Raw genomic sequence first — 19383 nt, 5'->3', positions numbered from 1 at the left:
GCGCCGTCAGGCGGCCTTGCGGCGCGCGGCGAGCTTGGCGAGGTCGCGCAGGATCGCGGTCGTCTCCTTCAGCCGCTCGGCCACCGTGTCGAGGGCGCGGATGAACACCACGCTCATGTCCGGGCGCACCTTGGCGAAGGAGCGCTGCTCGGCGATGTAGGCGGCGAGCTTGCCCGGGTTGGCGAAGGCGCGGTCGCGGAAGTGCAGCACGATGCCCTTCGGCCCGGCCTCGACCTTCTCGACGTTGGTCTCCCGGCACAGGATCTTGATCGTCACGATCTTGAGGAGCTGCTCCACCTCCGGCGGCAGCGGACCGAAGCGGTCGATCAGCTCCGCCCCGAAGCTCTCCAGCTCCGCGTCGCTGTCGAGGGTGGCCAGCCGCCGGTAGAGGCCGAGCCGCACCGAGAGGTCGGAGACGTAGGCCTCCGGCATGGTCACGGGAGCGCCGAGCGCGATGGTGGGCGACCATTGCTCGTCGGCCGGCACCTCCTGGCCCGCCTTGAGGGCGGCGACCGCGTCCTCCAGCATCTGCTGGTAGAGTTCGTACCCGACCTCCCTGATGTGGCCGGACTGCTCCTCGCCGAGCAGGTTGCCGGCGCCGCGGATGTCGAGGTCGTGGCTGGCGAGCTGGAAGCCGGCGCCCAGCGTGTCGAGGGATTGCAGCACCTTGAGGCGCCGCTCCGCCTGGACCGTGAGGGTCTTGTTCTCCGGCGTCGTGAACAGCGCGTAGGCGCGGGCCTTGGAGCGGCCGACGCGCCCGCGCAGCTGGTAGAGCTGGGCGAGCCCGAACATGTCGGCCCGGTGCACGATCAGGGTGTTGGCGGTGGGGATGTCGAGGCCCGATTCCACGATCGTCGTCGAGAGCAGGATGTCGAACTTGCCCTCGTAGAAGGCCGTCATCACGTCCTCGAGCTGGCCCGCCGCCATCTGGCCGTGGGCGATGCCGACCTTGGCCTCCGGCATCTCGCGGTCGAGGAAGCGCTTGACCTCGTCGAGATGCTCGATGCGGGGCACGACGTAGAAGGCCTGTCCGCCGCGGTAGCGCTCGCGCAGCAGCGCCTCGCGGATCAGCAGCGGATCGAACGGGGTCACGAAGGTGCGCACCGCCAGCCGGTCCACCGGGGGCGTGGCGATGATCGAGAGTTCGCGCACCCCCGTCATGGCGAGCTGCAGGGTTCGCGGGATCGGCGTCGCCGAGAGGGTGAGCACGTGCACCTCCGCGCGCAGCGCCTTCAGGCGCTCCTTGTGGGCGACGCCGAAATGCTGCTCCTCGTCGATGATGATGAGGCCGAGATCCTTGAAGGAGATGGCTTTCGCCAGCAGCGCGTGCGTGCCGACCACGATGTCGATCGTGCCGTGGCTAAGCCCCTCGCGCACCTTCTTCAGGTCGGCGTTCGAGACGAAGCGGCTCGCCTGCGCGACGTTGACGGGCAGCCCTTTGAAGCGCTCGGCGAAGGTGCGGTAGTGCTGGCGGGCCAGCAGCGTGGTGGGCACCACCACCGCCACCTGCCGCCCCGAGATCGCCGTCACGAAGGCGGCGCGCAGCGCCACCTCGGTCTTGCCGAAGCCGACGTCGCCGCAGATCAGCCGGTCCATCGGCCGCCCGGCCGTGAGGTCGCCCAGCGTCGCCGCGATGGCCGCCTCCTGGTCCTCCGTCTCCTCGTAGGGGAAGCGGGCCGCGAACTCGCCGTAGGTGCCCTCCGGCGGCTCCATCCGGGGGGCGGCCCTGAGGAAGCGCTCGGCCGCGACCTTGATGAGGGCGCCCGCCATCTCGAGGATGCGCCGCTTGAGCTTCGCCTTGCGGGCCTGCCACGCCCCGCCGCCGAGCTTGTCGAGGGGGACCTCGGCATCCTCCGAGCCGTAGCGGGTGAGGAGTTCGATGTTCTCCACCGGCAGCAGGAGCAGGCCGCCGGCGTACTGGATCTCCAGGCAATCGTGCGGGGCGCCCGCCGCCGTCACGGTCTTGAGGCCGAGGAAGCGCCCGATGCCGTGGTCGGCATGGACCACGAGGTCGCCGGGTTCGAGGGCCTGCACCTCCAGGATCACGTCCTGGGGCCGCTTGGCCTTGCGCTTGGGCCGCACCAGCCGGTCGCCCAGGATGTCGCCCTCGGCGATCACCGCGAGGCGGTCGATGGTGAAGCCGGCCTCCAGGCCCCACACCGCCACCGCCACGTCCGTCCCGCGCTTGAGCGCCAGGGCGTCCGACAGGCGGGTGATGGATTTGGGCTTGGGCAGGCCGTGGTCGGTCAGCACGCTGCAGAGCCGGTCGCGCGAGCCGTCCGACCACGCGGCCAGGATCACGTGGTGGCCAGCGGCCTGCAGGTCGCGGACGTGCTGCACGGCGGCATCGAACACGTTGACGCCCTCCTGCGCCCGCTCGGGCGCGAAGGAGCGCGCGGGCTCCGCCGCGGCATCGACCACGGGGCGCCCGGCGCCCTCGGGCACCGCGAAGGGGGTGAGGCGCACGACCGTCGCGCCCTCGATGCGCTTCGCCCATTCGGCGGGCGAGAGGTAGAGCGCGTCGGGCTTGAGCGGCTTGTAGGGCGCCACGCCGGCCTGGGGATGCTTCAGCGCCTCGCACCGGGCGTCGTAGTAGTCCTGCACCTGTCCCAGGCGCTCGCCCGCCGCGTCGTCGGCGTCGCGGTCGAAGACCAGGGGCACGCCCGCGAGGTAGTCGAACAGCGTGTCGAGCCGGTCGTAGAACAGGGGCATCCAGTGTTCGAGCCCGGCGGCGCGGCGGCCCTCGCTCACCGCCTCGTAGAGCCGGTCGTCGCGGGTGGCCGCGCCGAAGGCCGTGACGTAGCCCTGGCGGAAGCGCCGGATGGTCTCGGTGGTGAGCTGCACCTCGCTCATCGGCACGAGGTCGAGGGAGCGCAACTGCCCGATCGTGCGCTGCGTCTCGGGGTCGAAGCTGCGGATCGACTCGAGGGTGTCGCCGAAGAAGTCTAGGCGCACCGGGTTGGCTAAGCCGGGCGGCGACAGGTCGATGATGCCGCCGCGCACCGCGTACTCGCCGGTGTCGCGCACGGTGCCGGTGCGCAGGAAGCCGTTGGCCTCCAGCCACGCCACGATCTTGTCGGTGTCGAGCGCGTTGCCCACCGCCGCCGAAAACGTCTCGACCGCGATGCGCTCGCGCGCCGGCACCCGCTGCACCAGGGCGTTCACCGTGGTGAGGACGACGCGCGGGCGCTCCTCAGAGGAGCGCGAGCGGGCCAGCCGCGACAGGGCCGTCATGCGCTGGGCCGCGACGGCGGCGTTCGGCGAGACCCGGTCGTAGGGCTGGCAATCCCAGGCGGGAATGCTCAGGACCTCGACCTCGGGCGCCACGAAGGCGAGCGCGCCCGCGAAGGCCGCCGAGCGGGTGCCGTCGCGGGCCACGTGGACCAGCACCGCCGGCCCCTGGGCGGTCTGGCCGAGCGCGCGGGCGAGATCGGCCACCACCAGGGCGTCGAAGCCGTCCGGCACGCGCGCCAGCGTCGGGCTGTCGCCCCGCCGCAGCGCCTCGACGGCCCGGGTGAGGGCGGCGGATTTGGGAAGCGCGAACCGGGCGACCGGCGGCTTGGAATGGGTTGCCATCGACTGCGATCGAGAATCCGGGGGGCGGGGCCTCAAGGCCCGGCGGGGTTCGGGGCGGAGCCCCATGAAGCGGGGGCTTTTCCTCGCCGGAGGCGAGGCAGCCCCCGCGCCCTGCGCCGGAGGGCCTGCAGGCCCTCCGGACTCCCCTCAGGTGTGGATGGGGGCGCCGTGCTGGTGGAAGTCCTTCAGGCGGCGGTAGACGGGGGTGTCGTAGTTCGCGGGCGCCTCCTCCTCGCCGCTGATCCAGCGGAAGAGGTCGCGGTCCGGCACCTCGATCAGGCGCTCGAACGCGTCCAGCTCCTCCTCGGTGAGGGTTCCGATCTCGGCATCGGCGAAGCGGCCCATGATCAGGTCCATCTCGCGGATGCCCCGGTGCCAGGAGCGGAAGAGGGTGCGGCGGCGGCGCGGGTCGAGGTCGGCGCTGCTGCGGGTGGTGCCGGTCATCTCGCGTCTCGATGCAGGAGAGGGGCGTCACGCGCATGTAGGGCCCTCGCGCCCCGCGCGAAAGCCCGCGTACGGGCTTTCGCCCACCCTCAGGCGGCGTTCACGATCCGCAGGAACGAGGTCACCTCCTCGTCGACGCCCGACAGATCCCGGGCGAGCCCGCGGCTCGCCGCCAGCATGCCCGCCGCGGCGTCCTGCGTCTCCTGCGCTTCGCGGCGGACCAGCGTGATGCCGGACGCGACCACGCCGATGCTCTGGGCGGTCCCCCGCATGCTGCCGGTGATGTCCCGGGCCGTCACGCCCTGGCGCGTCGTGGCGGCGGCGATCCCCTGCGTGATCTCGTTCATCTCGACGATCACCCGCGTGATCGCCGCGAGGGCGGTCGCCGCCTCGCGGGTCTCGGCCTGCACCCGGGAGATCTGGCCCTCGATCTCCTCGGTGGCCCGGGCGGTCTGGGTCGCCAGCTCCTTGACCTCGGCGGCGACGACGGCGAAGCCGCGTCCCGCCTCGCCGGCTCGCGACGCCTCGATCGTGGCGTTCAGCGCCAGCAGGTTCGTTTGACCCGCAATGGCGTGGATCAGCCCCACCGTGCTGCCGATCTGCTCCGTGCGCGACAACAGGCCCCGCACGATGCCGTCGGCACGGTCCGATCCCGCGACGGCCTCTCGGGCGATGTCCGAGGAGCGGCCGACCTGCCCGGCGATCCCGTCCATGGACGCCGACAGACCTTCGGCCGCCGCGGCCGCGTCCCGGACGGCGGCACTCGTCCGGTCGACCACCTCGGCCGCGCTTCCGGATTGGCCGCAGGATCGCGTTGCGCCTTCGCTCACGCCCAGGGCCATCGCCTCGATCCGGCTCGCCGATTCCGCGAACCGGCAGAGCAGCGTGGCGATGCGGCCGCGGAAGGCCGCGACGGCCTCCTCAAGCTGGCTGCCGCGGCGCAGGCGCGCCTCGGCCCGTTCCGCATTCTCGGCGAGGAAGCGCTCGCGGGCCGCCAGAGCCTCTCTGAACACGCCGAGTGCGGCTTCCATGGCTTTCACCTCGGCGATGTCCGACGAGATCGCCAGGGATCCGTCCAGACGGCCCGCTGCGAGGTCGCTCATCCGGGCCGTCATCGCGGCGAGCGGAGCCCCGATGCCCCGCTGCAGGCGCCAAGCGGCCGCGAGCGCGACGATGAGCAGGGCGAGGAGCCCCGCGCCGCCCACCGCCGTCGCCCAGGTTTCGATCTCGTCGATCGGCGTGCGGTCGACCGCCATCGCGACGGCGCCGATCTCCTGGCCGGAGAAGTCGCGCAGCGGCGCGAGCTTCATGGCCCAGTGGCGCCCCTCGAAGGTGGCATCGCGCGGTCCCGCCCGATCCTCGGGGGCCGGCAGGGCCTCGGCCGGCAGGCTCGACGCGAACGGTTTCAAGGCCCCGCCCGGGTCCCGGAGCAGGATCGCGAGCCGTGCTCCCGTCCGGGCCGTGAACGCGTCCACGAAGGGCTGCCCGACGCTCACGCCCACCTCGACCGATCCGATCGAGGCGCCCTCGCGCAGGATCGGGACCACGCCCCGGATCCCGATCCCGGCCACCCCCACTTCCAGGCCCGACACCGGAGCCCGGTCCCGGTTCGCCTGCACCACCGTCCGGCGAAAGGAGGAGAGATCGTCGCCGAACTTCGCCGGGCTGTGCACGCGCAGGAACGAGGTCGCGGGCGGGAGATGGAACTGGAACTGGTCGATGCCCTCGCTCTTCAGGGTCTCGAAGACCGGCCGCATGAGGGCGAGAAGGCGCCCGCGATCCTGCGCCTGGAGGGCGTCCACCGCGCCCGGAACCGCCGCGGCCATGCGCGCGAGACTGAGCGCCCGCCGCGCCTCGCCGTCGATCGATCCAGCCACCTCCTGCGCCGCATCGCCCAGGCGCCCGTCGAGGTGATGCGCGATCAGCCGGCCGACGACGCTCCCGGCCAGCGCAGCCGACAGCATCCCCGTGCCCAGAACCGCCCCGACCATCCAGATCGAGAGTTTCGATTTCAGTCGCATGCCGATCGCCCGCGTCAGTACAGCCGCATTCCGCGGATCTTCGGACGATATCATTTTGATATTTAATACAATCTTACTTTGCGTCAATGCGCGAAGCCCAGCTCGGCATAACCCATAAGGCCTAGGCATCAACCCGACGCAACTTGCGTCAGCTACGCGGCGGGTTTGCACCCTATCGTTGAGGAAACGCGAGCGTGTATCCCATGCGCTTCAATCGAACGTGACAGGCGAGTTTACGTTCAGACAGTTCATGAGAGCTCTGAGGAAGAAAACGCGGCACGCAGACCCGCCGCTGCCTCGTGCCGCGCTGCAGCGGAGCCCCGCTGGTGTATACGGCGGCGGTCGCGTTCCTCACCCGCCCCGGCATGTCGCTGCGTCCCTCGCTCCTCGATCCGCTGTTCGCCCCCGCCGCCGTGCTCCCCGGGGCCGGGCCGAAGATGGCCGCGCTGCTCGACCGGCTGCTGGGCACGCCCGAGACGCCGGCGCGGGTGGTCGACCTGCTGTTCCACCTGCCGCACGGGGGCGTGGCGCGGGCGCTCAAGGGTTCGATCGCCGAGGCGCCGACCGGCGAGCCGGTGACGCTCGCCGTGCAGGTCGTGGCCCACCGGCCGCCGCAGGCGGTCGGCGGGCGGCGTCCCTACCGGGTGCTGGTGGAGGACGGGAGCGGCGACATCAGCCTCGTGTTCTTCAACATGCCCCGCGCGCGCCTGGAGAAGATGCTGCCGGTGGGCGCCCGCCGCTACGTCTCGGGCCGGATCGAGCTGTGGGACGGCTTCCGCCAGATGGTGCATCCGGCGCGCATCCTCGACGACAAGGGGTTTTCGGAGCTGCCCGCCGTCGAGCCGCTCTACGGGGCGACCGAGGGCCTGACCTCGCGGGCGATCGGCAGGCTCGCCCAGGGCGCGCTGGAGCGCCTGCCCGACCTGCCCGAATGGCAGGACCCCGCGTGGCTGGCGCAGAACCGCTGGCCCGCCTTCGCCGAGGCCCTGCGGGCCGAGCACCGGCCGGACAAGCCGCCCCCGGCCGAGGGCGAGCCGCCCCCCGGCACCCGCCGCCGCCTCGCCTACGACGAACTCCTGGCCTCGCAGCTCGCGCTCGCGCTGGTGCGCAGCCGGATGCGCCGGGCGCCGGGGCGGATCAACGCGGGCGACGGCGAGATGTCCCGCCGGATCGAGGCGGCGCTGCCGTTCCGGCTCACCGGGGCGCAGATCCGCGCGCTGGCGGAGATCCGCGGCGACCTGCGCTCCGACCGGCGGATGCTGCGCCTGCTCCAGGGCGATGTCGGCTCGGGAAAAACCGCGGTGGCGCTGCTCGCCATGGCGTCGGCCATCGAGGCGGGGCGCCAAGCCGCCCTGATGGCGCCCACCGAGATCCTGGCCCGCCAGCACGCCGAGCGCCTGCGCCCGCTCGCGGCCGCGGCAGGCCTCACCCTGGCGCTGCTCACCGGCCGCGACCGCACGGCCGAGCGCCGGGCGACGCGGGCCAGCCTCCTCGACGGCACGATCCCGATCGCGGTGGGCACCCATGCGCTGTTCCAGGAGGAGGTGGCCTTCCGCGACCTCGGCCTCGCGGTGGTGGACGAGCAGCACCGCTTCGGCGTGCACCAGCGCCTCGCGCTCGGATCGAAGGGGGAGGCGGTGGACATCCTGGTGATGACCGCGACCCCGATCCCGCGCACCCTGGCGCTGACCTGCTTCGGCGACATGGAGGTCTCGGTCCTCGACGAGAAGCCGGCCGGGCGCCAGCCCATCGCCACGCGCCTCGTCTCCAGCGAGCGGCTCGACGAGGTGGTGGCGGGGCTGGAGCGGGCGCTCGCCCGCGGCGACCGGGCCTACTGGATCTGCCCGCTGGTGGCCGAATCCGAGTTCATCGACCTCGCGGCGGCCGAGGAGCGCTGCGCGGATCTCCGGCAGCATTTCGGCGACGCGGTCGGCCTCGTCCACGGCAAGATGCCGGGGCGGGACAAGGACGAGGCGATGGAGCGCTTCGCCGCCGGCACCACCCGCATCCTCGTCTCGACCACCGTGGTGGAGGTGGGCGTCGACGTGCCGGAGGCGACCATCATGGTGATCGAGCATGCCGAGCGCTTCGGGCTCGCCCAGCTCCACCAGCTGCGCGGCCGGGTCGGGCGCGGGACGGGGGCCTCGACCTGCCTGCTCGTCTATCGCGGCCCGCTCGGCCAGGTGGCGCGGGCGCGGCTGGAGATGATGCGCGAGACCGAGGACGGCTTCCGCATCGCCGAGGAGGATCTGCGCCTCAGGGGCGAGGGGGAGGTGCTGGGCACCCGCCAGTCGGGGCTGGCGGCCTTCCGGCTCGCCCGGCCGGAGGCGGACGGCGACCTGCTGCGGGCCGCCCGCGACGACGCCCGCCTGATCGTCGAGCGCGACCCGGCGCTCAGGAGCGAGCGGGGCCGGGCGCTGCGCATCCTGCTCTACCTGTTCGAGCGCGACGCCGCCGTGAAGCTGCTCGGGGCGGGGTAGGGCCGTCACGGCTCTAACCTGCTCCGCTCCCTCGTGATGACCAGCATTGCGCCTCACTTAACGTCAAGTCATCTCGCGATTAAGGGACGATCAACCAGAGCTGCGTAGGCTTAAGCCCATGCTGTTCCGTGCTCGTCCTTCGGCCAGCCCGCAGATCGCGGTCGAGGCCGTTCCCGCTCCCGTCCCGGCGGCGCCCGCCCGGATAGATTCCGGCATCGTCGACGTGATCGAGACCGACGTGCTCTCGGCGATCGACGCGGTCGAGCGCTCGATCGCGGCCGCCCGCGCCGAGGTCTCGGCCATGCAGGCGGCCCTGGCGGAGATCCGCGCCCAGACGACCCGGCTCGCCGCCACCGCCGAATCCGCCGCGGGGGCGAGCGCGGGCTTGGCGGCGCGCACCGACGGCCTGTCGGCGACGACGGGCCGGATCGAGGCGGCGATGCAGGAGGCGGGGCGGCACGTGGACCAGGCGAGCGCCCGCGGCGCGCAGGCCGCCTCCCTGGTCTCGACGCTGGCCGAGGCCGGCAGCGAGATCGCCGGCATCGTCGACACCATCGCGGCGGTGGCCCGGCAGACGAACCTGCTGGCGCTCAACGCCACCATCGAGGCGGCCCGGGCCGGGGCGGCCGGCCGGGGCTTCGCGGTGGTCGCCAGCGAGGTCAAGGCCCTCTCGGTCCAGACCGCGCAGGCGGTCGAGGATGTGCGGACGCGGGTGACGCGCCTGCGGGAGGGCGCGTCGGCCTCCGGGGCGGCGATCGGCGCCGTGGCGGAGGCCATCGACGCGGTGCGGCCCTCCTTCGCCCTGGTGCGCAGCCTCGCCGAGGCGCAGGCCGGGACCGTGGCGGGCATCGTCGGGGAGGCGGCCCGGACCTCCGAGCAGGTCGCCGCCGCCCACGGCGAGGCCGAGGCGGCGAGCCGCGCGACCCTCCGGGTCGACGACCAGGCCGGCGCGATGGAGCGGGCCGCCGCCGCGGCCGGGGACGAGGCCGCGCGCCTCTCCCGGCGCTTCGTGGCGGTGATCCGCCAGAGCGAGGCCGGGGACCGGCGCCGGCTCGACCGCTTCCCGGTCGAACTGCCCGCACGGCTCCCGGACGGGCGGCGCACCCGCACGGTGGACCTCAGCGAGGGCGGGGTGCTGCTCGCCGCGCCCGAGGGGGATCCGATCCCGGCCGGTCGGGTTCTCCGGCTCACGCTCGAGACCGTGGGCGAGACCGAGGCCCGGCTCGTCGCGACGAGCCCGATGGGCCTGCACTGCGCCTTCGCCGGCATGGAGGCGCCCGTGCGCGAGCGGCTGCTCGCCATCCTGGCCGCCACCCGGGCCGAGTACGCGCCGCTGATCGCCCGCGCGCAGAGCGTGGCCGCCCGGATCGAAGCCCTGTTCGAGGCGGAGATCGCCGCCGGCTCGCTCAGCGAGGCCGTCCTGTTCGACACCCGCTACGAGCCGGTGCCCGGCAGCAACCCGGCGCAGTTCCGAACCGCCGCGGTGGCGCCCCTGGAGCGGCTGCTCCCGCCGATCCTCGAAGCCCCGCTCGTCGAGGACAACCGGATGCTGTTCTGCATCGTCACCGACCGCAACGGCTTCCTGCCGGTGCACAACCGCCGCTACTCGGCCCCGCAGCGGCCCGGCGACCCGGTCTGGAACAACGCGAACGCGCGCAACCTGCGCATCTTCGACGACCGCACCGGCATCACGGCGGCCCGCTCGACCCGGCCGGCCCTCGTGCAGGCCTACCGGCGGGAGGTGGGCCGGGAGATCGTCCTGGTGCGGGAGGTCGACGCCCCGATCCGGGTCCGCGGCCGCCACTGGGGCGCCTGCCGCACCGCCTACACGCTCTGACGCCGGCCGCCGCCTCGCCCGGAGGTCCGGGCGCGGCCGCCCCATTCGGGTCAGGGCGTGGGCGCACGATCCCGCGTCTCCGCGCAGGCCGCCAGCACCTCCTCCCCGAGGGCGCCGGGGCCGACGCCGCGCGCGACGATCACCGCGCCCACCATCGTGGCGAGCCGCCGGATCGCCGCCGCCCGCGCCGCCGCGGCGTCCGTCCCGGGCGGCGCGGCCGACACGAAGCGCGCGATCGTCTCCTCGACGCCGCGGGCGAAGGCGGCGCACACCTCCGCGGAGCCGCGGCCCGCCTCCGCCCCGAGCGCGGCGACGGGGCAGCCCCGGTCCGGACGGGCGACGTGCTCGGGCGAGAGGTACTCCTCCACGTAGGCGCGCAGCGCGTCCTGCGCCCCCTGCGCCGCCCGGCGCTCCGCGAACCGCTCCGCATGACCCGCGAAGGCCGCCCCCAGGGCCGCCGCGACGAGGTCGTCCTTGGAGCCGAAATGCCGGTAGAAGCCGCCATGCGTCAGGCCGGCCGCCGCCATCACGTCGGCGATGCTCGTCGCCTCGATCCCGCGCTCGCGCAGCAGGCGCGAGGCCGCCGCGACGATGCGGGCCCGGCTCGCCGCCGCCGCCTCCTTGGATACGCGCATCGCCTCCCTCCGTCGTCGCGGCACCCCGTTGACATTTAGATGACGAGCGACATCATCGCAATTGGATGTCGAGCGACATCTAAAATGCCGGTGAGGTAGGCTCCCGATGAGGTTGGCTCCCATGTCACGCGCCGTTTCCCCGCAGGGGGGCTCCTCCGCGCTGCGCGACCGCTACGGACCCGCAGCCCTCGTGACCGGCGCGTCGGACGGGATCGGGCGCGCCTTCGCGCGCCGGCTCGCCGGAGCGGGTCTCGACCTCGTTCTCGTGGCGCGCCGGGAGGCGGTGCTCGCCGACCTGGCGCGCGAGCTGCAGGACCGGCACGGGATCGCGGCGCGGGTGCTGGCGGCCGACCTCTCCGATGCGGCGCAGGTGGAGTGCGTCGTCCGGGCCTCGGCGGATCTCGAGATCGGCCTGCTCGTCGCCGCGGCCGGGTTCGGTACGTCCGGGCCGTTCGTGGAGGGCGATCCGGGCACGGAACTCGCCATGATCGACGTCAATTGCCGCGCGCTGGCGCAGCTGACCCACACCTTCGCGCGCCGCTTCGTCGCGCGCGGGCGCGGCGGCATCGTCCTGATGAGTTCGCTCGTGGCCTTCCAGGGGGTTGCGCGCGCGGCCAACTACGCCGCCACCAAGGCCTACGTGCAGACCCTGGCGGAGGGGCTGCACGCCGAGTTGCGGCCGCGCGGCATCGACGTGCTGGCCTCGGCCCCCGGGCCGGTCCTGAGCGGCTTCGGCCAGCGGGCGGCGATGCGGATCACCTCGGGGGCGACGCCCGAGGAGGTCGCGGCGGCGACGCTGCGGGCGCTCGGCCGCAGCGCGACGGTGCGCCCGGGCCTGCTCGCCAAGGCGCTGGAGCTGTCCCTCAAGCCGCTGCCGCGCAGCGGCCGGGTGCATATGATGGGCCGGGTCATGGCCGGAATGACCGCGCGATGAGCCCCGACCCGGGGCCGCGGCGGGGTCGTGCCCGCTGCCGCAGGCGCGGCCTTCGGAACGCTCAGAATTCCGGCTCGTTGAGGACGCGGGTGCCGATGCGGCTCTGCAGGTCGATAGGGCTGCCGCTCTGGATATCGGCCCCGTCCACGACGATCACCGGCACGCCGGCGATCCGCATCTGCTCGCGCAGGCGCTCGGCCAGCATCCGGAAGGCGCTGTTCTCGCGGGGCGGCACATGCAGCAGGACGGCGGCGGGGCGCGGCATCATCGCCAGCACGTCGTCGGCGGCTTCGAGGGACGCCGTGACGCTGGCATAGCCGAGCTCGGCGAGCTCGGCCGACAGAGCCCGGTCGACGGCGCGATGGCCGTCATCGACGACGAGAACTTTTTGCAGCGCACCCATGATGCAGCGTTAGCCCATCGCGAGCCTTTCGTGAAGGCACCGCAGCAACAACGCCGATAGCCGCCGAAGGTTCACTTTGCGCGGCCGTGCGGGCGGGCAGGCGGGGTGAGGCGCCGGATCAAGAAAGGGCCGGAAGGGCTTGCCGCACCAGTACTTGTCGCGCAGGCGAGACGCCGCCGGTCAGGCCTCGGCGAGGGCGGTGGCGACGCCCGCGAACAGCGTCGCCCGGTAGCGGGAGGGCCGCCACTCATCCTGAATTTCCAGGGGGGCGATACCGCGGCGCAACGGATCGGCCGCGCTCGCCGGCCCCCGGAAGGCGATCCGGCCGTCCGGCTCGCGGCGCACCTGCATCAGGCCGCCGGTCCCGGCCCGCTCCGGCGCGGCCAGCACCAGGGCGACGTCGCCCGCGTCGCGCCGTCCGGCCACCAGCGCCAGCTCGTCGAAGGCGACCACGTCCACGGTGCCGACCCGCCCGGGCGCGCGCCCGGAGAGGCGGCCCGGCGCCTTGTGCACGTAGGTGACGCTGCGCAGGCGCGCGGTGAGCCCGGTGCGGGCGAGTCCCGCCTCCATCCAGGCCGGGGCGACGAGATGGGTCGGCCCCGGCCGCGCCAGGGCGGCCTCCAGGGCGTCGGCGCGGAAGACCGGATGCGATTCGAGGGCCGCCCCGGCGAGCAGGGCGGCGGCGAGCCCGGTGACGAGACCCTTGAGGTCGCTCTGCGGCAGCAGGGTGAGGATGCGGTCGCCCGGGTCGATCCGGGTCGGCACGAGGCAATGCGCCGCCGCCGCCGCGAGTGCGTCCGCGCTGCGGTGGACCGGCAGGAGCGCGCCGCCCTGGTCCGCGAAGGTGACGAGCCCCGCCGCCTCGCCGGACTCCCGGGGTTCGCCCCGGTGATCGAGGACGATGCGGTCGAGGCCGATGACGCCGTCCGGCACGTGCGGGCCGAAGGCGGCGACGAAGCGCAGCGGGAAGTAGCGCGCCGCGACGCGGCAGAGCCGCTCGGCGAGGCGCTCGGCGCCGAGCTGGCCGTGCGTGAGCACCGCCTGCACCTGCGCGGCCTCGACGGCCTGCAGCAGGCGCGCCTCGTCCCAGGCGGGGTGCAGGAGGCAGGGCAGGTGCCCGGCCTGTTCGACGGCGAGGAGCGCGAGGTGGCTCTCTGCCATGCTGGCCATGCAGATCCCGACCGTGCTGCGCGCCGGCAGGGGAAGCGAGGCGAGCCCCTGCGCCAGCCGCGCCGCGATCTCGCGGGCCGCCGCGAAGGTCCAGGTGATGGCCGGGCGCCCGCACCATTCGGGCTTGTCGGACTGGTCCACGAAGGCGATGCGCTCGGGAAAGCGGTCGGCGGTCGCGCCGAGGAGCGCGGCGAGGCCGAGCGTCCGCGCGGGCTCCGCGCCCGTCCCGGGCACCGCCCCGTCCCGTCTCGCCAGAAGAGCCGCCACCGCACACCCCATCCCCGCGAGCGCGATCCTCGGCCGACATGGTTAAGGGATTCTGAAGATCGGCCTCGCCAGGCAGGCGGTTCCTGGGCTATGGGGCCGCGTCCGGAGGTCATGTCTTCGCCTCAATCCGCGGGGAAGCAGGCGGCCGGAGGTCGAGCCAGGTCGCCGGCCGCGCTCCCCGCACTACGCCCAACCGCCGCATGCGCGGCCGAGGCTTCAAGAACCAAGCCGTTTCGAGGGGTTCCACCTGATGTTCTTCGCTGCTCGCTCCGCGCGCCCGCACCAGGCCGCCGCCTGCCTCGCCCTGGCCGGGCTCGGGCTCGGCCTCGCGGCCGGGCCGGTCTTCGCCCAGCCCAAGAAGCCGGCCGCTCCGGCCCAGCAGCCGGCCCAGCCCGCCCCGGCCCAGCCGGCCCCGAACGCGGCCGCTCAGCAGAACGGGCCGCAGGTGGTGCAGGTGAAGTCCGAGCCCTCCCAGGCCGAGTGGACCAAGGTCTGCGGCAAGGACCAGGCGACCAGTTCCGAGGTCTGCTACACCACCCGCGACTTCGTCTCCGAGCAGGGCCAGCCGGTCCTCGCCGCCGCGGTCTACGACCTCAAGGGCCCGCAGGGCAGCACCAAGATCGTGCGCTTCCTGCTGCCCCTCGGCCTGCTGCTGCAGCCCGGCATCCGCTTCACGGTGGACCAGGGCCAGGCGATGCCCGGCCGCTACGCGGTCTGCTTCCCCAACGGCTGCTTCGCCGAAGTGCCCGGCCTCAAGGACGACATGGTGGCGGCCATGAAGAAGGGCACCACCATGAACGTGAGCGTGCAGAACCAGGCGCAGCGCGAGGTCACCTTCGCGGTGCCGCTCGCCGGCTTCGGCAAGGCCTTCGACGGCGCCCCGATCGACCCGAAGGTGCTGGAGGAGCAGCAGAAGAAGCTCCAGGCCGAGCTGGAGAAGCGCAGCGAGGAGATGCGCAAGCAGCTCGAGGCGCAGAAGGGAGGCGCGCCCGCCCCGGCCGCCAACGCGGCGCCGAAGTAAGGACGGGTCCTCAAGCGGGATCGGGGGCCGGGCGGCGACGCCCGGCCCTTCTCGTCTGCGCGGCCGCTCGGCGCGGCTGTACCGCGGCTCGACGCGGCGGGCCGGCGCTCAGTTGGCGCTCTCGCCCCGCATCCGGTAGGCCCCGGTGGCGTCGCGCACGAAGAGTTCGGGGATGCGCGCGTGGCGCAGGGCCTCGCCCGATGTGTCCGGCAGGAGGTTCTGCTCGGACACGTAGGCGACGTACTCGGTCTCCTGGTTCTCGGCGAGCAGGTGGTAGAAGGGCTGGTCCTTGGCGGGCCGCACCTCCTCGGGGATCGCCAGCCACCATTCCTCGGTGTTGGCGAAGACCGGGTCCACGTCGAAGATGATGCCGCGGAACGGATAGACGCGGTGACGCACCACCGCGCCGATGTTGAACTTGGCGCTGCGGATCGCGACGGGCCCGGACGGGACGGTCGGGGGATTGGCGGTCGAGGGCATGGCGGTCGAACCGGCAGACGGGCGGGATTCCATCGCGCTCACATAATCCCGGCGGCGCGGGAATGCACGCCGCCCAGGCGCCGCAGGCATAATCGAGAGAGCCGCAGGCAAACAGAGAGCCGCGGCATAGAGCAGGCGAAGTGCGAGAGCCGCAGGCGGCGCGGGATGCCTGCGGCGCCCGCGCCGCGCCGCGGATCAGCCGAGCCCGTAGGTGCGGGCGAGGTCCGGGTCCTTGGCGGCGACGAGCTTGGCGAGGTTCACGATCACGCTCGCCTGCTTCCAGGTGGCGTCGTCCTGCATCTTGCCGTCGAGCATCACCGCGCCGGTGCCGTCCGGCATCGCCTCTAGGATGCGCTTGGCGAAGGCGACCTCGGCCGGATCGGGGGCGAAGACCGTCTTGGCGATCGCGACCTGGCTCGGATGCAGCGTCCAGGCGCCCGCGCAGCCCATCAGGAAGGCGTTGCGGAACTGCGCCTCGCAGGCCGCCGCGTCCGAGAAGTCGCCGAAGGGGCCGTAGAACGCCTTGATGCCGTTGGCCTGGCAGGCATCGACCATCTTGGCGATGGTGTAGTGCCAGAGGTCCTGCTGCACGCTCGCCCGCTCGGCCACCCCCTCGACCGGGTCGGCGATGACCCGGTAGTCCGGATGGCCGCCGCCGACCCGGGTGGTCTTCATGCCGCGCGAGGCCGCGAGATCGGCCGGCCCCAGGCTCATGCCGTGCATGCGCGGGGAGGCGCTGGCGATCGCGTCGACGTTGGCCACGCCCTCGGCGGTCTCCAGGATCGCGTGGACGAGGATCGGCTTGCCCACGCCCGCCCGGGCTTCGAGCTGGGCGAGGAGTTGGTCGATGTAGTGGATGTCCCACGGCCCCTCGACCTTGGGCACCATCACCACGTCGAGCCTGTCCCCGACCGCGCCGACGATCTCGATGAGGTCGTCGAGGATCCAGGGGCTGTTGAGCGCATTGATGCGCGTCCACAGGCCGGTCCCGGCCGCCGCGAAGTCGGTGGCCTGGGCCATCGCGATGAAGCCCTTGCGGGCCGCGAGCTTCTGGTCGGCCGGGACCGCGTCCTCCAGGTTGCCCAGCACCACGTCGACCTGGCTGGCGAGATCCGGCACCCGGGCGCGGACCTTGTCGTTGTGCGGCGGCACGAAGTGGATCATCCGCTCCAGGCGCACCGGCAGGTCCCGGAAGGGGGCGGGCGCGCCCGTGGCGAGCGGCTGGAAGAAGCGGCGCGGCAGTTTCATGGCGGGACCTCCGGAGGGGGCGGCGGCGCGAGCCCTGCGCCGCGCGGGGCGGGGAGGCGCGCACGCCGCCCTGGCACGGGCACGAGGGTTAGTGCAATGGCCACGCCAGCGTAAAGACGCCGCCGGTCCGCCAATGGTCGAGACCCGGCGGGCGAGGGGGCGGCGAGCGCGTGGAACTCCAGGGCCTGTTCGATCTTCTCAGCCCCTTCTTCGGGCTCATCGCGGTCGGCTGGGCGGCCGGGCGGCTGTTTCCGCGGCCGGAGGGCGCGGCGGGCTTCGCGTGGCTGCAATTCTACGTCATCTACGTGGCGTTGCCCTGCCTGTTCTTCCGCCTCGTCGCCGGCAAGCCCCTCGACGAGGTGATGAACGGCCGCTTCGTCGCCGCCACGACGCTCGCCACCGCGCTCGCCTTCGGGCTGGCGCTGATGGTGGGCCTGCGGGCGAGCCGCGGCGCCCTGGCGGAGGCCACGCTCCAGGGCATGGCCGGCGCCTACGCCAATGTCGGCTACATGGGACCGCCTCTGGTGCTGGCGGCGCTGGGGCCCGCCGCGGGCGCCCCGGTGGCGCTCGTCTTCGTGTTCGACAACCTGTTCCTGTTCACCCTCGTGCCTCTGCTGATGGCGCTCGCGGGCGCCGAGCGGCGGGGCTTCGCGGCGGCCGTCCGCACGGTCGCGATCCGGATCGTCACCCACCCGTTCAACCTCGCGGCGCTGGCGGGCCTCGCGGCGGGGGGCCTTCACCTGCGGCTGCCGACCGTCCTCGACAGGATCTCGGACTCGCTCGCCCAGACCGCGGCCCCGACCGCGCTGTTCATGCTCGGGCTGACGGTGGCGCTGCGGCCCGCCCGCCTGCCGCCGCCGGAGGTGGCGGCGCTCGTGGTCATCAAGCTCCTCGTCCACCCGCTGCTGGCGCTCGGCGTCCTCACGGCGTTCGGGGGCCTGCCCCCGGTCTGGATCGCCGCCGGCGTGCTGATGGCGGCCCTGCCGCCGGCCCTCAACATCTTCGTGGTCTCCTCCCAGTACGGGCTCGGCACCGAACGCGCCTCCGCCTGCCTGCTCGCCGGCACGCTGGCCTCGATCCTGACGCTCACCGCCTTCGTCTTCGCGGTGCGGGCCGGGTGGCTGGTGGCGGGGCTCTGAGCATCATCCGCCGAAGGGGCAGCCGGTTCGGTGGTGCCGCGAGAGCGGAGGCCTCGTTACGGTCAGGACCGACGAGGATGCGGGCCTTCGCGGCCGGCGAAGTGCGGCTGGCGCAATCACGCATGTCGGCCGCGCGGGCGCCATGCGAATCTCCGCAGGACCCGCCGGCCGGATCGCCCGCGGATATCGGGAGATCCCCATCCATGGGACCGGCTCCGGGCGGCCTGCTGCTGCCGGCTCTCGTCGCGGGGGCGACGATTCTGCTCTGGGCGAGCGCGCGCCTGCCCGAATACCTCACCGCGCTCCTGTTCTTCGCCGCCGCGATGGTGCTGCAGGCGAGCCCGCCCGAGGCGGTGTTCGCCGGGTTCCAGTCGGCGGCCTTCTGGCTGGTGCTGAGCGGCTTCGTCATCGGCACGGCGATCCGTAAGGTCGGGCTCGCGGAACGCGCCGCGCGCCTCCTCGCGCCGCGCCTCTCGGGCTCCTGGCCGCGCCTCGTCGGCGGCACCGTGGCGCTCACCTACGCGCTCGCCTTCGTGATGCCCTCCAACATGGGCCGCATCGCCCTGCTGATGCCGGTGGTGCTGGCGCTCGCCGACGCCTGCGGCCTCTCGGAGCGCGGGCGGGTCGCGCTGGCGCTGGCGGTCGGCTTCGGCACCTTCCAGCTCTCGGCCAGCATCCTGCCGGCGAACGTGCCGAACCTCGTCATGACGGGGGCGGCGGAGAGCGCCTACCACCTGCGCGTCTCCTATCTGTCCTACCTCCTCCTGCACGCGCCCATCCTCGGCTTGGCCAAGGGGGCGGTGCTGGCGGGCTGCCTCTGCGTGCTGTTCCGCGACACGCCCCGCCCGGTCGCGGCGGAGCCCCTGCGGCCCGTGACGGCGCAGGAGCGCCGCCTCGGGCTCCTGCTCGCCGCGACCCTGGCGCTGTGGGCGAGCGATGCGCTCCACGGCATCCAGCCGGCCTGGATCGGGCTCGCCGGGGCCTGCCTGTGCCTGCTGCCGCGGATCGGCTTCCTGACCGGCGAGGACTTCGCCGCAGGCGTCAACATCCGCACCTGCCTGTACATCGCGGGCGTGCTGGGGCTCGCCGCGGTGGTCGCCCGCTCGGGCCTCGGCGATGCGATCGGGCGGGGCCTGATCGCGGTGCTGCCGCTCGACCCGGCCCGGCCGGCCCTCGGCTTCGCCTCCCTCATCGGCGTCGCCCTGGCGCTGAGCGCCGTCGTCACCGGCAGCGCCGCCCCGGCCCTGTTCACCCCGCTCGCCCGCGTGCTGGCGGAGGGGACGGGCCTCCCGCTGGCGACCGTGGTGATGACGCAGGTGATCGGCTACGCGACGCCGCTGCTGCCCTACCAAGCCGCCCCGATCGTGGTGGCGATGGGCATGGCCGGCGTGCCGGCCCGCGACGGGCTGCGCCTCTGCCTCGCGGTCGCCGCCGTGACCCTCCTCGTCCTGGCGCCCCTCGACTTCGCGTGGTTCCGCCTGCTCGGCTGGATCGGCCCGGCCGCGCCCTGAACCCCCGGGCGGTCAGCCGGCTCAAAGTTTTCGTCAAGACCCCCGCAAGAGTTGAAGTCCGCCCCTGCGGCCGGTTGATTTGACCGCCACCGCAGCGTATCGTCGATGACTGCGCGGAAACTGGATTCATCGACGCCAGGACCAGACCAATCGGCCGTCAGAGGGGCTGGCGGGTGCGTTTTCGCACCTGCGAACGGGGTCGGCGGAACGGCGCGGG

The 19383-nt window shown here is 73.5% G+C and carries 14 protein-coding genes; 6 read left to right on the top strand and 8 right to left on the bottom strand.

Annotation, left to right across the window (positions count from 1 at the left end; translation table 11 throughout):
- Window positions 1-6: 6 nt before the first annotated feature.
- The 3 genes from mfd to MFF61_RS22910 all read right to left on the bottom strand — a co-directional run bounded on the left by mfd (window position 7) and on the right by MFF61_RS22910 (window position 6041).
- Window positions 7-3576 carry a transcription-repair coupling factor gene (gene mfd / locus MFF61_RS22920; protein ID WP_238239337.1) on the bottom strand — a complete coding sequence of 1190 codons (3570 nt, stop codon included), beginning with the start codon at window positions 3574-3576 and terminating at the stop codon, window positions 7-9.
- 147 nt (window positions 3577-3723) lie between these two features.
- Window positions 3724-4020, bottom strand: a complete 297-nt coding sequence (locus tag MFF61_RS22915; protein ID WP_238239334.1) for an FAD assembly factor SdhE — start codon at window positions 4018-4020, stop codon at window positions 3724-3726.
- Between the two features lie 89 nt (window positions 4021-4109).
- Window positions 4110-6041: a methyl-accepting chemotaxis protein gene (locus tag MFF61_RS22910; RefSeq protein WP_238239324.1), complete on the bottom strand. Its 1932-nt coding sequence runs from the start codon at window positions 6039-6041 to the stop codon at window positions 4110-4112.
- Window positions 6042-6406: 365 nt separating this feature from the next.
- Between MFF61_RS22910 and recG the strand changes: the two genes are divergently transcribed.
- Window positions 6407-8521, top strand: coding sequence for an ATP-dependent DNA helicase RecG (gene recG / locus MFF61_RS22905; protein WP_238239688.1), 2115 nt, complete (start codon window positions 6407-6409; stop codon window positions 8519-8521).
- 118 nt (window positions 8522-8639) lie between these two features.
- Window positions 8640-10358: a methyl-accepting chemotaxis protein gene (locus tag MFF61_RS22900; RefSeq protein WP_238239322.1), complete on the top strand. Its 1719-nt coding sequence runs from the start codon at window positions 8640-8642 to the stop codon at window positions 10356-10358.
- Between the two features lie 50 nt (window positions 10359-10408).
- Here MFF61_RS22900 and MFF61_RS22895 read toward each other — a convergent pair whose 3' ends face one another.
- Window positions 10409-10993: a TetR/AcrR family transcriptional regulator gene (locus MFF61_RS22895; protein WP_238239319.1), complete on the bottom strand. Its 585-nt coding sequence runs from the start codon at window positions 10991-10993 to the stop codon at window positions 10409-10411.
- Between the two features lie 121 nt (window positions 10994-11114).
- Between MFF61_RS22895 and MFF61_RS22890 the strand changes: the two genes are divergently transcribed.
- A complete protein-coding gene (locus tag MFF61_RS22890) occupies window positions 11115-11927 on the top strand; it encodes an SDR family NAD(P)-dependent oxidoreductase (protein WP_238239309.1) in 813 nt (270 codons plus the stop codon).
- A gap of 61 nt (window positions 11928-11988) precedes the next feature.
- Here the strand turns inward: MFF61_RS22890 and MFF61_RS22885 are convergent, their stop codons facing one another.
- Both MFF61_RS22885 and MFF61_RS22880 read right to left on the bottom strand, forming a co-directional pair.
- Complete coding sequence (locus tag MFF61_RS22885; RefSeq protein ID WP_238239307.1) at window positions 11989-12330, bottom strand: response regulator; 342 nt, start codon at window positions 12328-12330, stop codon at window positions 11989-11991.
- A gap of 180 nt (window positions 12331-12510) precedes the next feature.
- Window positions 12511-13767 carry an AMP-binding protein gene (locus MFF61_RS22880; protein ID WP_238239304.1) on the bottom strand — a complete coding sequence of 419 codons (1257 nt, stop codon included), beginning with the start codon at window positions 13765-13767 and terminating at the stop codon, window positions 12511-12513.
- A gap of 250 nt (window positions 13768-14017) precedes the next feature.
- Between MFF61_RS22880 and MFF61_RS22875 the strand changes: the two genes are divergently transcribed.
- Window positions 14018-14788 carry an invasion associated locus B family protein gene (locus MFF61_RS22875; RefSeq protein ID WP_238239303.1) on the top strand — a complete coding sequence of 257 codons (771 nt, stop codon included), beginning with the start codon at window positions 14018-14020 and terminating at the stop codon, window positions 14786-14788.
- 108 nt (window positions 14789-14896) lie between these two features.
- On the opposite strand, the gene hspQ is transcribed toward MFF61_RS22875, so the two are convergent.
- Together hspQ and MFF61_RS22865 are read right to left on the bottom strand one after the other, a co-directional pair.
- Window positions 14897-15268 (bottom strand): heat shock protein HspQ, encoded by a 372-nt coding sequence (gene hspQ, locus MFF61_RS22870; protein WP_238239685.1) that lies wholly within the window; start codon window positions 15266-15268, stop codon window positions 14897-14899.
- 195 nt (window positions 15269-15463) lie between these two features.
- A complete protein-coding gene (locus MFF61_RS22865; RefSeq protein ID WP_238239300.1) occupies window positions 15464-16516 on the bottom strand; it encodes an HpcH/HpaI aldolase/citrate lyase family protein in 1053 nt (350 codons plus the stop codon).
- Window positions 16517-16686: 170 nt separating this feature from the next.
- On the opposite strand from MFF61_RS22865, the gene MFF61_RS22860 reads away from it, so the two are divergent.
- Both MFF61_RS22860 and MFF61_RS22855 read left to right on the top strand, forming a co-directional pair.
- Complete coding sequence (locus MFF61_RS22860) at window positions 16687-17655, top strand: AEC family transporter (protein WP_238239297.1); 969 nt, start codon at window positions 16687-16689, stop codon at window positions 17653-17655.
- A gap of 203 nt (window positions 17656-17858) precedes the next feature.
- Window positions 17859-19166 carry an SLC13 family permease gene (locus tag MFF61_RS22855; RefSeq protein WP_238239295.1) on the top strand — a complete coding sequence of 436 codons (1308 nt, stop codon included), beginning with the start codon at window positions 17859-17861 and terminating at the stop codon, window positions 19164-19166.
- Window positions 19167-19383 lie beyond the last annotated feature (217 nt).

The organism is Methylobacterium isbiliense (genome assembly GCF_022179325.1).
GTDB classification, from domain to species: Bacteria; Pseudomonadota; Alphaproteobacteria; order Rhizobiales; family Beijerinckiaceae; genus Methylobacterium; species Methylobacterium isbiliense.
This window is presented reverse-complemented; position numbering and strand designations above follow the sequence as displayed.

What these genes read in the sequence shown, in the direction of transcription:
- MFF61_RS22900 (WP_238239322.1), top strand. Translation starts at nt 8,640, where the DNA reads ATGCTGTTCCGTGCTCGTCCTTCGGCCAGCCCGCAGATCGCGGTCGAG.
- mfd (WP_238239337.1), bottom strand. Translation starts at nt 3,576, where the DNA reads ATGGCAACCCATTCCAAGCCGCCGGTCGCCCGGTTCGCGCTTCCCAAA.
- MFF61_RS22890 (WP_238239309.1), top strand. Translation starts at nt 11,115, where the DNA reads ATGTCACGCGCCGTTTCCCCGCAGGGGGGCTCCTCCGCGCTGCGCGAC.
- hspQ (WP_238239685.1), bottom strand. Translation starts at nt 15,268, where the DNA reads ATGCCCTCGACCGCCAATCCCCCGACCGTCCCGTCCGGGCCCGTCGCG.
- MFF61_RS22910 (WP_238239324.1), bottom strand. Translation starts at nt 6,041, where the DNA reads ATGCGACTGAAATCGAAACTCTCGATCTGGATGGTCGGGGCGGTTCTG.
- recG (WP_238239688.1), top strand. Translation starts at nt 6,407, where the DNA reads ATGTCGCTGCGTCCCTCGCTCCTCGATCCGCTGTTCGCCCCCGCCGCC.
- MFF61_RS22885 (WP_238239307.1), bottom strand. Translation starts at nt 12,330, where the DNA reads ATGGGTGCGCTGCAAAAAGTTCTCGTCGTCGATGACGGCCATCGCGCC.
- MFF61_RS22865 (WP_238239300.1), bottom strand. Translation starts at nt 16,516, where the DNA reads ATGAAACTGCCGCGCCGCTTCTTCCAGCCGCTCGCCACGGGCGCGCCC.
- MFF61_RS22915 (WP_238239334.1), bottom strand. Translation starts at nt 4,020, where the DNA reads ATGACCGGCACCACCCGCAGCAGCGCCGACCTCGACCCGCGCCGCCGC.
- MFF61_RS22855 (WP_238239295.1), top strand. Translation starts at nt 17,859, where the DNA reads ATGGGACCGGCTCCGGGCGGCCTGCTGCTGCCGGCTCTCGTCGCGGGG.
- MFF61_RS22875 (WP_238239303.1), top strand. Translation starts at nt 14,018, where the DNA reads ATGTTCTTCGCTGCTCGCTCCGCGCGCCCGCACCAGGCCGCCGCCTGC.
- MFF61_RS22895 (WP_238239319.1), bottom strand. Translation starts at nt 10,993, where the DNA reads ATGCGCGTATCCAAGGAGGCGGCGGCGGCGAGCCGGGCCCGCATCGTC.